This is a genomic window from Microbacterium deferens (assembly GCF_045517775.1).
Classification (GTDB): Bacteria; Actinomycetota; Actinomycetes; order Actinomycetales; family Microbacteriaceae; genus Microbacterium.
The window spans coordinates 461,964-477,453 of sequence record NZ_JBEUWT010000001.1 but is presented as its reverse complement, the minus strand read 5'-3'; the positions used below and the strand labels follow the sequence as shown (position 1 = coordinate 477,453).

Sequence of the window (15,490 nt, the reverse complement as noted above, 5' to 3'; positions counted from 1 at the left end):
AAGCTCGTCCAGCACCAATGTCATTGCGTCACCTGAGAGATCCGATCGCGCGGAGTCGACGACCTCTGCTCGAGACAGCTCAGCGATGACGTACTGCAGAGTCGTCCTCGTTCTGTCATCCATGCTTTGGGTCCTCCAAGATCCGGCGCTCCTTGGCTTCGCGCACGCGTCGTCGGGCCGCCTGTGCATAGGCGGTCGAGAGTTCAATACCGTGAGCGCGCCGTCCGCTCTCGACAGCCGCTTCGAGCGCGCGACCTGTCCCGCAGAACGGATCGAGCAGCAACCCACCTGGCGGACAGGACGATTCGATCCGCGGGCGAACCAAATCCTTGGGGAAGGTTGCACTGTGCCCGTCAGAGCCACGATGGGACGCGACCCGAACAACATCGTTGGCGCCGGGCTCAACCACAGAGGCGTCGTAGTAATACTTGGCGCGCCCGCTGGATGGGCGCAGCACGAAGTGGAAGAAGTGCTCGTGAGATAGACGGAGGCGGTCAGAGTTCGCGCGCGGGGGTACCCCGGTCTTGGCCCAAATCACGTCGTTTCGCAGGATCCAGCCAGCTTCCTGCATCGCGATTGCAAATCTCGCGGGGATCAGAAGGAGCTGTTTGTCGATGAGCTCCCCGCCGGATGGCGTTTTGCGCCTTGTTCGGCCGCCAGCCCCAAGACCCTGCCGGCCGTCTGACCTGATGCTTGACCACCTAGCGAAGTAGGTGTCGCCCAGGTTGACCCAGATGCTGGCGGAGGCCTTCAGGGCGGGCTTAAGCCGCTCGAAGATCTCGACTAGATGGCCGACAAACCATTGAGGGTAGGGTTCGAGCCCGAGCACGCCCCCGTTGGAGCGGTACCAGTCATAGCCGGGTGCGTGCGACGGAAGATCGCGTCTATCGATCGAAGGATGCGCTGACGCCCACTTCTCTAGTACTTCCTCGTCGTGAACATGGCCGTAGGAGCGTAGCCCCCAATATGGGGGGCTTGTAACCACGCAATCGACTGATGCCGGAGCCAGGACGGCGACCCTATCGAACGCGTCACCAACCGCCACAGTGGGCAGGGGCTGATGGACGTGCCCGCTCTTCGCTTCCATGGGAGTAGCGGTTCCCGCCTGACGCTGTCTGGCCGAGCCCATTCGACCTCCTGCGCAGTCGGCAATCAAAATCTCCAAGACTCTATCGGAGTCCAGCTGCAGCGTAGGAGAGGTTTGGACGATGCTTCGGGTCGTACATAGGTCTCCCCGCCTTCCAGCTCCTACAAGGCAACCTGTAGTCAAGGACGTAGTCAAACACTTGCCTATGCACCAGAAGCCGCTTCCGGATTTTCCGAAAGCGGCTTCTGATCTGTGTTTCTTCAGTTGCGGGGACAGGATTTGAACCTGCGACCTCTGGGTTATGAGCCCAGCGAGCTACCGAACTGCTCCACCCCGCGGCACAAGAAGTTAGCCTAGCACGGGATTCGACCGGGTGCACATCGAGGTGGCGGGGCGTTGCTCCGAGAGGGGCGACACGACAGGATCGACGGGTGAACGATCGCCGTGATTCCGCGCTTCCCGACAGTGACGAAGGCCGCGATGAAACCGTCGAAGAGCGTGCGGATCGCCGGTGGATCGAGGTGCTGCAGGAGCTCCGCGTGCTCCAGACGGGCACGCAGATCCTGACCGGGTTCCTTCTCGCCCTCGCTTTCCAGCCGGTGTTCGCCGATCTCGGCGCCGGTCAGCGCGGCATGTACCTGGTGCTGGTGTCGCTCGCCGCCCTCAGCGCCGTCATCGCGCTCGCACCCGTCGCCCTCCACCGGATCGTCTTCCGTCGGCGCGTCAAGCCCGAGGTCGTGTACTTCGGCCACGTCGCGCTCATCGCCGCGCTCGCCGCGGTGAGCCTGCTCCTCGCAGGCGTCGTAGCGTTCGTCTTCGACGTGATCATCGGTGACGGTGCGGCGTGGGTGGCGGGGATCGCGCTCGGCGCGGTGATCCTCGTACTGTGGGTCATAGTGCCGACGGCGATTCGTCGGTGGGGGAGGAACACGCAATGAGCCACCGATCGGTGGGTGTCGCGGTGGCGCAGTTCGCGCCGTCGGCCTCGAGGGAGGCGAACCTCGCGGTCATCGTCGAGTTGACCGAGCGTGCCGCGTCGCGCGGTGCGCGGGTCGTGCTGTTCCCCGAGTACTCCAGCTACTTCGTGGATCCTTTCGACGAGACCCTCGCGGCGAATGCCGAGGAGATCGACGGGCCGTTCGTCGCCGCTCTCACCCGACTCGCCTCCGCTACGGGCGTCGTGGTGACCGCGGGCCTCCTCGAGAAGAGCACGGACGGTCGACGTGTGCGCAACACCGTCGTCGCGGTGGGGCCCGACGGTCCGCTCGCGGTTTACCGCAAGCTCCACCTCTACGACGCGTTCGGACAGCGCGAGTCGGACTGGGTCGAGCCCGGCGAGATCGAGACGCCTCAGACCTTCGAGGTCGGCGGACTGCACTTCGGACTGATGACCTGCTACGACCTGCGGTTCCCGGAGGTCGCCCGCACGATCGTCGACGAGGGCGTGGATGTCGTGCTCGTCGCTGCCGAGTGGGTGCGGGGGCCGCTCAAGGAGCACCACTGGCGCACGTTGGTGCAGGCGCGCGCGATCGAGAACACGGTCTTCGTCGCGGCATCCGACCACCCGCCGCCCCTCGGGGTGGGGCACTCCCTCGTCGTGGATCCTCAGGGCGTCGCGATCGCCGCAGTCGGCACGACGACCGATGTCGCCGTCGCGCACCTCGACCTCGACGCGGTCGCCCGGGTGCGACGAGTGAACCCCGCGCTGGAGCTCCGGCGCTTCCGCGTCGTCGCCGGCTGATCAGACGCCGAGGAGCGACAGCCGACGGGATGCTTCGTCGAGCACATCGGCGCGTTTGCAGGCGGCGAAGCGCACGAGCGTGGCGTAGTCCGCCCGATTCTCGGGGCTCGCGAAGGCCGTGAGCGGGATGCCCACGACGCCCGCGCTCTCCGGAAGGGCACGACAGAAGTCCGCCGCATCCGTCGCCCCGAGGGGCGCGGCGTCGGCCACCGTGAAGTACGTGCCGCGGGGTGCCGAGACGTCGAAACCCGCGGCGGTCAATCCGCGGCCGAGGATGTCGCGCTTCTCGCGGAGCGCCGTCGCGATGCCCTCGAAGAAGGCGTCGGGCAGCCGGAGCCCGGTGGCCACTGCCGGCTGGAACGGGCTGCCGTTCACGTAGGTCAGGTACTGCTTCACGGTGAGGATGGCGGAGACCAGCGGCGCCGGGCCCGAGATCCAGCCAATCTTCCACCCGGTGACGGAGAACGTCTTGCCCGCGGAGGAGATGGAGACCGTGCGCTCCTCTGCGCCGGGGAGGGTGGCGATGGGCACGTGCGGCGCATCGAAGACGAGGTGCTCGTACACCTCGTCGGTGACGATGATCGCGTCGTGCCTCTCGGCCAGCTCGACGATACGTCGGCGCACGTCCGGGGTGAAGACGGCCCCGGTGGGGTTGTGGGGGTCGTTGACGAGGATGACGCGCGTTCGGTCGCTCACGGCGGCAGCCAGCCGGTCGAGATCGGGCTGGAAGTCGGGCCACCGCAGCGGCACCGGCACCAGCCGGGCGCCGGCGAGAGCGACCGCTGCCGCATAGGCGTCGTAGTAGGGCTCGAAGACGACGACCTCGTCGTCCGGTCCGTCTAGGAGAGCGAGGAGCGTGGCCGCCAGCGCCTCGGTCGCGCCGGCGGTGGCGATGATGTCGCGCTCGGGGTCGAGGTGCAGACCGTAGAAGCGTTGCTGGTGTTCGGCGACCGCCGTGAGCAGATCGGGGAACCCGCGCCCCGGGGCGTACTGGTTCACTCCGTCGGCGATCGCCCGCATCGCCGCATCCAGCACTTCCGCCGGTCCGTCTTCGTCGGGAAAGCCCTGTCCGAGGTTGATGGCACCCGTGCGGGCCGCGAGCCCGCTCATCTCGGCGAAGATGGTGGTACCGATCGTGCCGTCCGCAGCACGGAGTCCGGCCCCATCTGCGGTCCGCTGCCAGGCCCCGGGAATCTCTCGCATCCTGCTCACGCTAGTCGCATAGACAGAGCCCATCCGCACCATATGAAACGCACAGCAACTCGCCCCAAGCTGAAAGTCGCTTGGCAGAAGGAGCAATCATGAGTGAGACACAGGGCGACCGCCCCGACGAGAACGCCGCGACGCCCGCGCCGCACACTTCCTCCGACGCGACGCCGGCGCCGCCGACCGGCGCGACGCCCGCGTCGGCAGGCACCCCCGCGCCCGCCGTACCGCCGGTCCCGACGACTCCGGCGTCGGCCCACACGCCGGCGGCGCCCGTCGTTCCCGCGTGGTCGGGACAGCGCCCGCCGCAGCCGCCCCACCCGCAGGGCCCCTACGGCGGTGCCCCCCAGCAGCCGGCCTACGGCGTGCCTTCCCGTGAGGGCTACGCGGGCCAGCCGGCCGGCCAGAGCTTCGGAATCCCGTCGCAGCCGACCCAGCCCACTCTGCCGCTGCACGGCGCCACCGACACCGCTCCGCGCAAGAAGTCGAACGCGGGCAAGGTCGCCGGCCTCATCGTCGCTGCCGCACTCGTCGGCGGTGCCGCCGGCCTCGGCGGCACCTACGCCGGCCTCAGCCTCTGGGGCGGGTCCGACGCGACCCCGGTCGCGGGGGCGTCGACGGTCACGGTCAACGACACCGAGAACGTGAACCAGACCACCGGCATCGCCGCGAAGGTCGTACCCAGCGTCGTGACGATCAGCGCGACCGGCGGCAGCAGCGGCGGCACCGGTTCGGGCGTCATCCTGAGCGCCGACGGCTACGTCGTCACCAACACCCACGTCGTCACCCTCGACGGGGCGACGGGAGACGCGGCCATCCGCGCGACGACGTCCGACGGTCGCGTGTACAACGCCACGGTCGTCGGCACCGATCCCACGTATGACCTCGCCGTGATCAAGCTGACGGATGCTTCGGGCCTCACACCGATCGAGATCGGCGATTCGGGCGATCTGAACGTGGGCGACGAAACGGTCGCGGTCGGTGCCCCCCTCGGACTGTCGAACACGGTCACCACGGGCATCGTCAGTGCGCTGAACCGCTCGATCGAGGTCGCGTCGTCGGCTGCTCCCCAGGACGACCAGCCCAGCGAGGGCGGCCCCGGCGAGAGTCCCTTCCAGTTCGACTTCGGGCAGGGCGGGCAGGGCTCGACGCCGTCGTCCGAGACGATCAAGATCGCCGTCATCCAGACGGATGCGGCGATCAACCCCGGGAACTCCGGTGGCGCGCTCGTCGACGACCAGGGCCGTCTCATCGGGATCAACGTCGCCATCGCCTCCGCGGGCAGCTCGTCCGGCGGCGGTCAGGCCGGTTCGATCGGTGTCGGTTTCTCCATCCCGTCGTCGGTCGCCGAGCGAGTCGCGAACGAGATCATCGAGAACGGCTCGGCGACACACGGTCTGCTGGGCGCGTCGGTGCAGTCGACCTCGACCGTGGCGAACTCCACGATCGAGGGCGCCTACGTGGCGAGTGTCACCGACGGCGGCCCCGCGGCGGCGGCCGGGCTGCGCTCGGGCGACATCGTCACCGCGTTCAACGACCTCCCGATCACGAACTCGGTCGATCTCACCGCGCAGGTGCGCGCCGTGGCCGCCGGGAGCGACGCGACCGTCACCTACGTCCGCGACGGTCAGACCCGCACCGCGAACGTGACGCTCGGTTCGTTGGGCTCCTGAGCCATCCCACGAACAAGGCCGCCCCGCTCGAAGCGGGGCGGCCTTCTTCGTGCGCTCGGGGGGTCACACGTCGCGGGTGAGCCGCTCTATCGCCGACAGGGGGATCGACAGCCAGTCCGGGCGGTTGCGCACCTCGTAGACGGCCTCGTAGACGGCCTTGTCGAGTTCGAATGCGCGCAGGAGCCGCTCGTCGGCCGAGGGTCCGCCCGCCGCGGCGTAGCCCCGCTCGAAGGCGGTGACCGCCGCTGCCGCCCACGCGCGCGCCACGGTGGGGTCGACCCCGAGTCGTTCGACGGATCCGGCGACGTAGTCGAACGACCGCAGCATCCCGGCGACGTCGCGCACCGCGAGGTCGGGCATGCGCCGAGCCGTGATCGGTCGCAGCGGTTCTCCTTCGAAATCGAGCAGCACCCAGCCGCGACCCTGCACCTCGAGCACCTGCCCCAGGTGCAGATCGCCGTGCACGCGCTGGAACGGGGGCCACGGTGCGGTCTGCGCCGCCGCGTAGACCGCGCGGATGGATGCGGCGAACCGCGCAACCGCGGGGATCTCGGCCACCGCCGTGGCGAGCCCGTCTTCCCAGACCGCCGCGACGCGCCGCCGATCGGAGTCGTCGGCCTCGTGTGTCGGCAGGATGCGCGACAGCGTCAGGTGCACGTCGGCGACGGCGGCCCCCAGGGCCGCGGCGCGATCGGCGAAGGCGACGTTCTCCTGCGCGGCGGTGAGCGCGACGCGCCACGCGTCTTCGACGTCGTCGAGGAACTCTTGCGCGAACGCGAGCGATCCCGACACCACGTGCTCGGGGTTGCCCGGGTCGCGCCAGGCGCCCTCGAGCGATCCGATGGCCCGAGGAACCGACGACGACCCGTTGTCTGCGAGGGCGGTCTGCAATTCGATGTCGGGGTTGAGTCCGGGGTGCACCTGCCGGAAGAGCTTGCAGATGACCGCGCTTCCGCCCCCGTCGGGGCGGAAGATCAGGGAGGTGTTCGATTGTTCCGCCCCGAGCACCGACGCGGAGGCGGTCGGTGCGGTGGGCGGACGCCGTGCCGCGGGGTGGCTGTCGAGGGGTCCGTCGACGCCGCTGACGCGACCGCCGGCCGTCACCGACCGGTACAGCCACGCCGCATAGGCGTCGTCGGTCGCACCGTCGACCAGCACCGTGCCGTCTTCGAGGTCGCCCACGATCCCCGTGTCGGGGCGGGTGGAGCGGACGACGAGGGGCACCTGGTAGAGCACCGGGGTCTCGGGCGCGTCGTCGGCGACGAGGAGCACGCGGACGCGCGCGGACTGCTCGTTCGCGACATCCCACTCGGCGACGAGTCGAAGGCGCGGAGTGCGACCTTTCGAGGCGTACCACCGTTGGGCGGGCATCCAGTCGGTCAGCGACTGCAGGGTGCTGTCCATGGGGCGGGGTTACCTTTCGTCGGTGTTCTCCGGTACGACGGCGCCGTCGACGGTGTCGTCGGCCTCCGCCGAGGTCGTCGATTCGATCTCTGTGCGCTTCCGGCGGGGGATCGCCCGCCGACCGACCGATCCGATTCCGCGCGCGGTGCTTCCTGCGGCCCCCGCGATCGCGCTGCCCACACGTGCGACGCCGCTCGCCGCCGAGTGCTCGACCCGCTTCGCGCCCGGCCTGGGCTCGACGACGGCGGGGACGGTGAGCGGGGGAGGACCGAAAGCCCGCCGCGAGCCGACCAGCACGCGCCGGCCGAGGATGTGGTTTCCGGCACCGCCGACGACCGCGCCCACTCCGAACGGCAGCGCCTTGCCGAGGAACGACGCGCCGCCGCGAGCGGCGAACTGGTGCACGAACGTCGTCTTCAGACGATCGACGAGCGGGCCGATGGCTGCGCGGGGAAGCGTCTTCGTGATCATCTGCCCCCAGTACCCCGAACGGTCGGGGCCGCGACCTGCTGCCTGCCCGGCGAGCTGCGCGAGCAGGTCAACGCCCTCGCGTCCGAGCATCAGGGTGAGCACGAGCGCCCGAGCGCGTTCGGGGTCTTCGACGGCGACGCCGTGCACCTCGGCGATCGACTGCGCGAAGAGCGCCGTCGATTCGAGGAACCCGAGGGTCTCCACGCCGCTGAGGGCGAGGGTGACCCCGGTGCCGATACCGGGCACGACGGCGGTCGCGCCCACCGCGGCTCCGCCCGTCGTGACCGCCGCGAGGTAACGACGCTCGAGGATGCGCACGATCTCGAGCGTCGACGCCTGGGGGTGGCGCAGACGGATGCTGCGCAGGTGCGCCAGCACGACGGGGCGCTGGATCGCCAGCACGCGGTCGAGTGCGCGGATGGTCCGGGGGTGCTCGGGGGAGCCGACCGGCGGGAGGCCGCCGTCCCACGGCGCGTCGCCGGGCAACGAATGGATCCGATGCACCTTGTCGCTCACCTGCACGATCCTACGAATGCGAGCCGGAAAGAGCCTGGGGGGTTGCGCCCGAGTACCGGACACCCATGACATTCGCGGCAGGAGCCGGTCGTGACCCTTGGTAGTTTGGACCGATGACAGCATCGCTGCCGAACCCGTTCGAGTCACCGGCCGAAGAGGCCGGAGACCAGAGCGTCGACGGTCGCGACGAACAACCGGCTGCAGCCCCCAAACCTCGCGCGCCGCGGGCCAAGCCCGCGTCGCCGCGGCCGGCCCGGGGCTCGTCGGCGAACAAGGCGAAGACGCCGCGGCGCACGCCGGCCTCGAAGGCGCCGCGCGCCACGCCGAAGGCGCCGGCGACGCCGGTCGACCCGGGGCCGCCGCCGCCGCTGCCCACCGATATCGTCGTGCCGCCGAAGCCGCCGCTGCCCCCCATCCCGCCGTTGCCGGCAGATCTGACGGGCGCTGTCGCCGGCGCGGACACGCGGTCTTCCGAATCACCGTCACCGGTCGAAGACACCCCCGCAGCCGCGATCGAGGCGGATCCATCGGACGCCCCGCCGGTCGAGGACACGCCGGCGAAGCCCGTCGAGGAACGCGAAGAGGAGCGCGCCGACGACGTCGAGCCCGAGCCTGTCGTCGATGCCGAGGCGGTCGCCGAGGTCGAGGCTGAGCCCGAGCCTGTCGTTGACGACGAGGTCGAGGCTGTCGTCGATGCCGAGCCCGTCACCGACGTCGATGCCGAGCCCGTCACCGAGGTCGAGCCGGTCGAGGCCGACTCCGCGTCGGAGCCGAGCAACCCGTCTGACCCCGTCGACGTGGACGAATCGCCCGAGGCAGACGCGATCGCCGACCCCGAACCGACCGGGCCCGAGTTCGCGTCCGTCGATGACGCCGAGCCGGTCGCCGAATCCGCACCCGAGCCCGCTGCGCCGGAGGGTTCCGGCGTCGAGACCGAGGCCCCTCCGGAGACCTCGGCGGTCGACGCATCCGACGAACTCGTCGACGAGGCCCTCGTCACGGACGACGACGAGGGCGCTCTCGCGCCTGCCGTGATCGTGACCGAGCCGGATGACTCTCGCGTCTCGGAGGCGGAGCCCGTGGTTCCCGCTCTGCAGCTGCGCGGTGTGACGAAGGTCTTCGGCGACACGCGTGCCGTCGACGGTATCGACCTGACGGTTCCCGCGGGCTCGTTCTACGGGTTGGTCGGTCCGAACGGCGCCGGTAAGACGACGACCCTGTCGATGATCGCCGGTCTCCTGCGCCCGGACGCCGGCACCATCACCATCGGCGGTATCGATGTGTCGCGCAAGAGCGCGGCCACGAAGAAGCTCATGGGCGTGCTTCCCGATCGGCTGCGCACCTTCGACCGCCTCACGGGCCGCCAGCTGCTCTACTACTACGGAGTGCTCCGGGGTCTTCCCGCGGCTGTCGTGGAGTCGCGCACGACCGATCTCGCCCGGGCGTTCGATCTCACGAGTGCGCTCGGTCGGTCGGTCTCCGACTACTCGGCGGGTATGACGAAGAAGGTGATGCTGGCCGGCGCGATGATCCATTCGCCTCGCCTGCTGGTGCTCGATGAGCCTTTCGAGGCCGTCGACCCGGTCTCGAGCGCCGTCATCCTCGACATCCTCTCGACGTACGTCGAGCACGGCGGCACGGTGATCCTCTCCAGCCACGGCATGGAGCTGGTCGAACGGGTCTGCTCCGGCGTGGCGGTCATCGTCTCCGGACAGGTGCTCGCAGAGGGCACGGTCGACGAGGTGCGCGGCGAGTCGACTCTCGAGCAGCGTTTCCTCGAACTCGCGGGCGGCCTGGGAGACAGGGAAGGCCTCGAGTGGTTGCACACGTTCTCCGACTGAGGATCGCCACGATGCTCGGCGCTCTCCGGGGCGACCGTCGGCATGTCATCCGCGTGGCCGTGGGCCTCGTGCTGCTCGTCGTGGCGACGGTCGTAGGGGCCGTGGCCGTGCTCAGCCTCGCCGATGCGTCCGAGTCGGCGATCGCGGCCGTGTTCGTCTTCGCGGGGTCCGCCGTGACCCTCGGTTTCTTCGTCGCGCCGCTCGTGACCGGTGCGGCCGACCCGCTCGATCCGCGCCGGTTCGCCGTGCTCGGTCTCGCTCCCCGCCCTCTCGCCGCGGTGCTCGCCCTGGCCGGGCTCATCAGCGTGCCCAGTCTCGTGCTCATCACGCTGTCGGTGTGCGCGGCGGTCGTGTGGACGGCGCACGGAGCGTCGTCGTTCGTCGCCGTCGTCTCGACCGTCGCCGGCGTCGCGACGTGCGTGCTCGCCGCGCGGGTCAGCATGGCCGTGGCTGCGCTCGTGCTGCGCGAACGCCGCTCACGTGAGCTGTCGGGCATGTTCCTCGTCGCGATCTTGGTCGTCGTGGTTCCCGTCGGCGTTTTCCTGGCTTCTCTCGAGTGGCGCGGGCAGGTGCCTCCGCAGCTGAGAGAAGCCGTCGCCGTTCTCGGATACACCCCGGTGGGTGCCGCGTGGGCCCTGCCGTCCGCGTCGCAGCCGGCGGCGGCCGCCTGGGGCACCGTGGTGATGGTGGCCACCCTCGTCGCCCTCGCCCTCGCGTGGGTGGCGCTGGTGAGCCGCGCCCTCACGACCACGGAGCGCCCCGTGGCGGTCCGCGAGCGCGGCGGCCTCGGCTGGTTCGCCGTCGCACCGGGAACGCCCGGTGGAGCGATCGCGGCACGGAGCCTGGTTTATTGGCTGCGCGACCGCCGATACCTGGTCAACATCGTGATCGTCCCCGTCGCCGCGGTGCTCGCCGTCGTGCCTCTCCTCGTCGCGGGCGTGCCCTTCGAGGTCGCGGTGCTCGTTCCGGTGCCGATCATGGCGCTCTTCTTCGGGTGGCTCCCGCACAACGACCTGGCGTACGACTCGACCGCCGTGTGGATGCATCTCGCCAGCGCGGTCCGCGGGTCATCCGACCGCATCGGCCGCCTCGTGCCGATGCTGTTCGTCGGCGTTCCGATCCTCGCCATCGCGATTCCCGTCGCCATCGCCCTCCACGGTCGGTGGGCCTTGCTCCCCGCCATGGTCGGGGTCTGCGCGGCGCTCTTCCTCGCGGGGCTCGGCTTGTCGAGTATCACCTCCGCGCTGGCCCCGTACGCCGTGTCCCGGCCCGGGGACAGCCCGTTCCAGCAGCCGCAGCGCGCCGGATCGGGCGCGATGGCGCAGGGACTCGTGCTGCTCGGTTCGATCGCCGCCGCCGGCCCTGCCCTCTGGTGGGGGTGGCTCACGCTCACCCGCGACATCTCCTTCGCGATGCCGTCGATGTGGGCCGGCATCGGTGCGGGCGTCGTGGTGCTCGTTCTCGGGGTGGCGATCGGATCGGCCGTCTTCCAGCGGCGGGGCAGCCGACTGATGGAGTTCGCGGAGTCGACGTGACGGGCCCCGGCGAAGGACCTCCCGACTACACTGGCACCCTATGAGCACGCCTCTCGACAGTCCTGACCAGGGGGGTCTGGCGACCCTCGACCGTGAACTCGAAGAGCTCATCCGCGAGGAGAGCATCGAGCCCGGAGACCATGAGCGGTTCTCGCACTACGTCAAGAAGGACAAGATCCTCGAGTCGGCGATCAGCGGTAAGCCCGTGCGTGCGCTCTGCGGCAAGAAGTGGACCCCGGGGCGCGATCCCGAGAAGTTCCCCGTCTGCCCGACCTGCAAAGAGATCTACGAGAACCTGACGAAGTAGCCTCAGTCGGCCTCGGCGAAGACGGTCGGGATCGCCGGCTCGGAACGGCTGAGCGCCAGACCGCGCACCGGCAGCTCCTCCCGCACGCGCAGGTGGTGTGCGCGGGCAGCGGCCACTCCGGCCGGACCCTCCGCCGCCTCGTCGATCTCCCCGCCGACCACGAGGGGCGCGTGCAGTGCACGCGCGGAGGGATGCGACGCAGCATCCGCGACCTTCTCGAACCCATCGGAGACCACGATCAGCTCGCTCGTCGCGACACCGTCGTCGAGGGTGCGGAACGCGGCTTTGCGGCCGCCCGCGCTCGCCTTGTCGGCCGAGCGCTTCGCCACCGAGACCCACCCGCCGTCGGAGTCCTGCCGCGCGACGAGCTTGTAGACCATGCCGGCCGTGGGGGTTCCCGAACCGGTCACCACCGACGTTCCCACCCCGTAGGCGTCGACGGGGGAGGCCGCGAGAGCGGCGATGGCGAACTCGTCGAGGTCGCTGGTCACGGTGATGCGCGTTCGCGTCGCTCCCAGATCATCGAGGAGCTCACGCACCTGCGCAGCCACGGTGGGCAGGTCTCCCGAGTCGATGCGCACGCCGCCCAGGTCGGTGCCGGCCACGCGCACCGCCGTCGCGACGCCGGTGGGGATGTCATAGGTGTCGACGAGCAGAGTGGTGCCGGGGCCGAGAGCGGCGACCTGCGAGCGGAACGCCTCTTCCTCGGTGTCGTGCAGCAGGGTCCAGGAGTGCGCTGCCGTGCCCATCGTCGGGATCGCCCATCGGAGGCCCGCCGCGAGATTGCTGGTCGCCCCGAACCCCGCGATGTAGGCCGCCCGAGCCGCAGCGAGGGCCGATTGCTCGCCCGCGCGTCGCGAGCCCATCTCGGCGAGCGGGCGGTCGCCGGCGGCGATGCTCATGCGTGCGGCGGCGGTGGCGACCGCCGAATCGTGGTTCAGCACGGACAGCGCGAGGGTCTCCAGCAGCACGGCCTCCGCGAACGTGCCCTCGATCTCGAGGATCGGCGAACCCGGGAAGTAGAGCTCGCCCTCGCGGTAGCCGCTGATGGTGCCGGTGAATCGATAGTCGGCGAGGTAGTCGAGGGTCGTTGCATCCACGACCCTCTCGTCGCGCAGGAAGCGCAGCTCCTCGTCACCGAAGCGGAAGTCGCGCATCAGCGACAGCAGACGTCCCGTTCCGGCGACGACGCCGAATCGGCGCCCCCCGGGGAGCCGGCGGGCGAAGACCTCGAAGACGCAGCGCCGATCGGCGGTGCCGTCGCGAAGAGCGGCGTCAAGCATCGTGAGCTCGTAGCGGTCGGTGTGCAGGGCCGTACGAGCGCTCATCCGGCCACCATACCCGCGCGCCGGCGGGTCGCAGGAGTCGGCGGGTAGGCTGGGGTCCTGTGGACGACGCACCGATCGGGATCTTCGACTCCGGAGTGGGTGGTCTCACCGTCGCCCGGGCGATCTCGGCGCAGCTGCCGCGTGAGTCGATCCGCTACATCGGCGACACGGCGCGCTCGCCCTACGGGCCCAAGCCCATCGCCGACGTGCGCCGGTATTCGCTCGAGGTGCTCGACACGCTGGTCGAGCAGGGCGTGAAGATGCTCGTCATCGCGTGCAACACCGCTTCGGCGGCCATGCTCCGTGATGCCCGCGAACGGTACGACGTGCCGGTCGTCGAGGTCATCGGACCGGCCGTGCGCACCGCGATGTCCACGACCCGCAACGGCCGCATCGGAGTGATCGGCACCGCCGGCACGATCGGGTCGGGCGCGTACCAGGACATGCTCGAGGTGAACGAGCGCCTCACGGTCTTCGCCGAGGCGTGCCCCAGGTTCGTGGAGTTCGTCGAGGCGGGGGTGACCCAGTCGCCCGAGGTGCTCGCCACGGCGGAGGAATACCTCGCGCCGCTGCGTCACGCCGGGGTCGACACCCTCGTTCTCGGCTGCACGCACTACCCGTTCCTCGAGGGCGCGATCTCCTACGTGATGGGTCCCGACGTGAGCCTGGTCTCGAGCGACACCGAGACGGCGAAGGACGTGTACCGGCAGCTGGTGAGCCGCGATCTCCTCGCCGGTCCTGATTCGATACCCACCCACGTGTACGAAGCCACCGGTGCGTCGGCCGACGAGTTCCTCGACCTCGCCCATCGCTTGATGGGACGCGAGGTCACCGAGGTGCAGCTCGTGCAGACCGGAACGATCCCGATCATCGAGGCCCGAGAGGCTGCCCGTGACGACCTTTCGCGCTCGACAGCGTCACCCCGAGACCTGCCGCGACGCTGAGCCGCCGCATCCACCGACCGTGTCCGGAAAGTGGCACATTCCTATCCTGAGGAGAACCGAATGACCGACATCACCCGCGCCGACGGGCGCGCGCTCGACCAGCTGCGTCCGGTCACGATCGAGCGCGGCTGGTCGGCCCACGCCGAGGGCTCCGCGCTGATCTCCTTCGGCAACACGCGCGTGCTGTGCACGGCGTCGTTCACGAACGGCGTGCCGCGCTGGCTCACCGGCAAGGGCAAGGGCTGGGTGACGGCCGAGTACGCGATGCTGCCGCGCGCGACCAACTCTCGCAACGACCGCGAGAGCATCAAGGGCAAGGTCGGCGGACGCACGCACGAGATCTCGCGTCTGATCGGCCGGGCGCTCCGTGCCGTCGTCGACACCAAGGCGCTCGGCGAGAACACGATCGTCATCGACTGCGACGTGCTGCAGGCCGACGGCGGCACCCGCACCGCCGCGATCACGGGGGCCTACGTCGCCCTGGCCGACGCGATCGAGTGGGGACGCCGCAAGAAGTTCATCGCGCAGCGCTCCGAGGTGCTGTTCGACTCGGTGTCGGCCATCTCGGTCGGCATCGTCGACCAGACGCCCATGCTCGACCTCGCCTACGTCGAGGACGTGCGCGCCGAGACCGACATGAACGTCGTCGTCACCGGCCGCGGTCTCTTCGTCGAGGTGCAGGGCACGGCAGAGGGCGCGCCGTTCGACAAGGCCGAGCTCGACCGCCTGCTCGAGCTGGGCGTGAACGGATGCGGCGACCTGCGCGACATCCAGACGGCCGCGCTGGAGACGTCCCTTGAGGGCTGAGGGGGCGGCGCGCCGGGTCGTTCTGGCGACGCACAACCCGCACAAGGTGGAGGAGTTCGCCGGGATCGTCGCGCGGGTGCGTCCTGACCTCGAGGTCGTGGGGTACGACGGTCCCGAGCCGGTCGAGGACGGAGTCACCTTCGCCGCGAATGCGCTCATCAAGGCTCGTGTGGCCGCAGCGCACACGGGTCTTCCGGCCCTCGCCGACGACTCGGGGGTGTGCGTCGATGTGCTGGGCGGTTCGCCCGGCGTGTTCTCGGCGTACTGGGCGGGGCACGCGAAAGACGCCGGCGCGAACCTGCGCCTGCTGCTCGATCAGCTTTCCGACGTCGCCGACCCGCACCGCACCGCGCAGTTCGTCTCCACGATCGCGCTCGTCGTTCCCGACGGCCCCGAGCACGTCGTGGAGGGTGTGTGGCCGGGTCGGCTGGCTTCCGAAGCATCCGGAGACGGCGGATTCGGGTACGACCCGATCTTCGTGCCCGACGGTCAAGACCCCGCTGCGGAGCGCACGGTCGGTGAATGGAGTGCGGCGGAGAAGAACGCGGCCTCGCACCGGGCGCGCGCGTTCGTCGCCCTCGGTCCGCTGCTCGAGACGCTGTAGGTCGAGCAGCGGTTCGACCGCATCCG

The 15,490-nt window shown here is 70.0% G+C and carries 14 protein-coding genes and 1 tRNA gene; 9 read left to right on the top strand and 6 right to left on the bottom strand.

All coding sequences use genetic code 11. The features are described 5' to 3' along the window. Positions 1–115 precede the first annotated feature (115 nt). Together ABTU82_RS02445 and ABTU82_RS02440 are read right to left on the bottom strand one after the other, a co-directional pair. A complete protein-coding gene (locus ABTU82_RS02445) occupies positions 116–1,087 on the bottom strand; it encodes a DNA-methyltransferase (protein ID WP_407171483.1) in 972 nt (323 codons plus the stop codon). A gap of 264 nt (positions 1,088–1,351) precedes the next feature. Then, positions 1,352–1,425 (bottom strand) — tRNA-Met (locus tag ABTU82_RS02440). Between the two features lie 93 nt (positions 1,426–1,518). Between ABTU82_RS02440 and ABTU82_RS02435 the strand changes: the two genes are divergently transcribed. Both ABTU82_RS02435 and ABTU82_RS02430 read left to right on the top strand, forming a co-directional pair. Further along, positions 1,519–2,025, top strand: a complete 507-nt coding sequence (locus ABTU82_RS02435) for a DUF6328 family protein (protein ID WP_407171481.1) — start codon at positions 1,519–1,521, stop codon at positions 2,023–2,025. Then, entirely contained in the window at positions 2,022–2,828 is an 807-nt protein-coding gene (locus ABTU82_RS02430) for a carbon-nitrogen hydrolase family protein (protein ID WP_407171479.1), read from the top strand. The genes ABTU82_RS02435 and ABTU82_RS02430 overlap by 4 nt, the downstream gene beginning before the upstream one ends. On the opposite strand, the gene ABTU82_RS02425 is transcribed toward ABTU82_RS02430, so the two are convergent. Then, entirely contained in the window at positions 2,829–4,031 is a 1,203-nt protein-coding gene (locus ABTU82_RS02425) for an aminotransferase class I/II-fold pyridoxal phosphate-dependent enzyme (protein ID WP_116646264.1), read from the bottom strand. A 98-nt stretch (positions 4,032–4,129) separates the two neighbouring features. Here ABTU82_RS02425 and ABTU82_RS02420 point away from each other — a divergent pair, with 98 nt between their 5' ends. After that, the gene (locus ABTU82_RS02420; protein ID WP_407171475.1) at positions 4,130–5,707 is read left to right on the top strand and encodes a S1C family serine protease; all 1,578 of its coding nucleotides are present in this window, start codon (positions 4,130–4,132) and stop codon (positions 5,705–5,707) included. Between the two features lie 63 nt (positions 5,708–5,770). On the opposite strand, the gene ABTU82_RS02415 is transcribed toward ABTU82_RS02420, so the two are convergent. Beyond that, a complete protein-coding gene (locus ABTU82_RS02415; RefSeq protein ID WP_407171473.1) occupies positions 5,771–7,111 on the bottom strand; it encodes a maltokinase N-terminal cap-like domain-containing protein in 1,341 nt (446 codons plus the stop codon). Positions 7,112–7,120: 9 nt separating this feature from the next. After that, positions 7,121–8,098: a hypothetical protein gene (locus tag ABTU82_RS02410; RefSeq protein WP_407171472.1), complete on the bottom strand. Its 978-nt coding sequence runs from the start codon at positions 8,096–8,098 to the stop codon at positions 7,121–7,123. A gap of 113 nt (positions 8,099–8,211) precedes the next feature. Here ABTU82_RS02410 and ABTU82_RS02405 point away from each other — a divergent pair, with 113 nt between their 5' ends. Genes ABTU82_RS02405 through ABTU82_RS02395 form a run of 3 tightly spaced genes read left to right on the top strand, consistent with a single transcriptional unit; the run spans position 8,212 to position 11,781 of the window. Beyond that, positions 8,212–9,939, top strand: a complete 1,728-nt coding sequence (locus ABTU82_RS02405) for an ATP-binding cassette domain-containing protein (RefSeq protein ID WP_407171470.1) — start codon at positions 8,212–8,214, stop codon at positions 9,937–9,939. Positions 9,940–9,950: 11 nt separating this feature from the next. Continuing rightward, positions 9,951–11,474, top strand: a complete 1,524-nt coding sequence (locus tag ABTU82_RS02400; protein ID WP_407171468.1) for a hypothetical protein — start codon at positions 9,951–9,953, stop codon at positions 11,472–11,474. Positions 11,475–11,514: 40 nt separating this feature from the next. Continuing rightward, positions 11,515–11,781, top strand: a complete 267-nt coding sequence (locus ABTU82_RS02395; RefSeq protein ID WP_116646268.1) for a DUF3039 domain-containing protein — start codon at positions 11,515–11,517, stop codon at positions 11,779–11,781. Between the two features lie 2 nt (positions 11,782–11,783). On the opposite strand, the gene ABTU82_RS02390 is transcribed toward ABTU82_RS02395, so the two are convergent. Beyond that, positions 11,784–13,109: a nicotinate phosphoribosyltransferase gene (locus ABTU82_RS02390; RefSeq protein WP_407171467.1), complete on the bottom strand. Its 1,326-nt coding sequence runs from the start codon at positions 13,107–13,109 to the stop codon at positions 11,784–11,786. Positions 13,110–13,168: 59 nt separating this feature from the next. Between ABTU82_RS02390 and murI the strand changes: the two genes are divergently transcribed. Genes murI through rdgB form a run of 3 tightly spaced genes read left to right on the top strand, consistent with a single transcriptional unit; the run spans position 13,169 to position 15,464 of the window. Next, positions 13,169–14,053 (top strand): glutamate racemase, encoded by an 885-nt coding sequence (murI, locus tag ABTU82_RS02385; protein WP_407171465.1) that lies wholly within the window; start codon positions 13,169–13,171, stop codon positions 14,051–14,053. 60 nt (positions 14,054–14,113) lie between these two features. After that, positions 14,114–14,860, top strand: coding sequence for a ribonuclease PH (gene rph, locus ABTU82_RS02380; RefSeq protein ID WP_116646270.1), 747 nt, complete (start codon positions 14,114–14,116; stop codon positions 14,858–14,860). Continuing rightward, complete coding sequence (gene rdgB / locus ABTU82_RS02375; protein WP_116646271.1) at positions 14,850–15,464, top strand: RdgB/HAM1 family non-canonical purine NTP pyrophosphatase; 615 nt, start codon at positions 14,850–14,852, stop codon at positions 15,462–15,464. The genes rph and rdgB overlap by 11 nt, the downstream gene beginning before the upstream one ends. Positions 15,465–15,490 lie beyond the last annotated feature (26 nt).

Excerpts from the sequence above, each read along its gene's own strand:
- ABTU82_RS02445 (WP_407171483.1), bottom strand. The coding sequence starts at position 1,087 with ATGGAAGCGAAGAGCGGGCACGTCCATCAGCCCCTGCCCACTGTGGCG.
- ABTU82_RS02430 (WP_407171479.1), top strand. The coding sequence starts at position 2,022 with ATGAGCCACCGATCGGTGGGTGTCGCGGTGGCGCAGTTCGCGCCGTCG.
- ABTU82_RS02425 (WP_116646264.1), bottom strand. The coding sequence starts at position 4,031 with ATGCGAGAGATTCCCGGGGCCTGGCAGCGGACCGCAGATGGGGCCGGA.
- ABTU82_RS02420 (WP_407171475.1), top strand. The coding sequence starts at position 4,130 with ATGAGTGAGACACAGGGCGACCGCCCCGACGAGAACGCCGCGACGCCC.
- ABTU82_RS02415 (WP_407171473.1), bottom strand. The coding sequence starts at position 7,111 with ATGGACAGCACCCTGCAGTCGCTGACCGACTGGATGCCCGCCCAACGG.
- ABTU82_RS02405 (WP_407171470.1), top strand. The coding sequence starts at position 8,212 with ATGACAGCATCGCTGCCGAACCCGTTCGAGTCACCGGCCGAAGAGGCC.
- ABTU82_RS02400 (WP_407171468.1), top strand. The coding sequence starts at position 9,951 with ATGCTCGGCGCTCTCCGGGGCGACCGTCGGCATGTCATCCGCGTGGCC.
- ABTU82_RS02395 (WP_116646268.1), top strand. The coding sequence starts at position 11,515 with ATGAGCACGCCTCTCGACAGTCCTGACCAGGGGGGTCTGGCGACCCTC.
- ABTU82_RS02390 (WP_407171467.1), bottom strand. The coding sequence starts at position 13,109 with ATGAGCGCTCGTACGGCCCTGCACACCGACCGCTACGAGCTCACGATG.
- rph (WP_116646270.1), top strand. The coding sequence starts at position 14,114 with ATGACCGACATCACCCGCGCCGACGGGCGCGCGCTCGACCAGCTGCGT.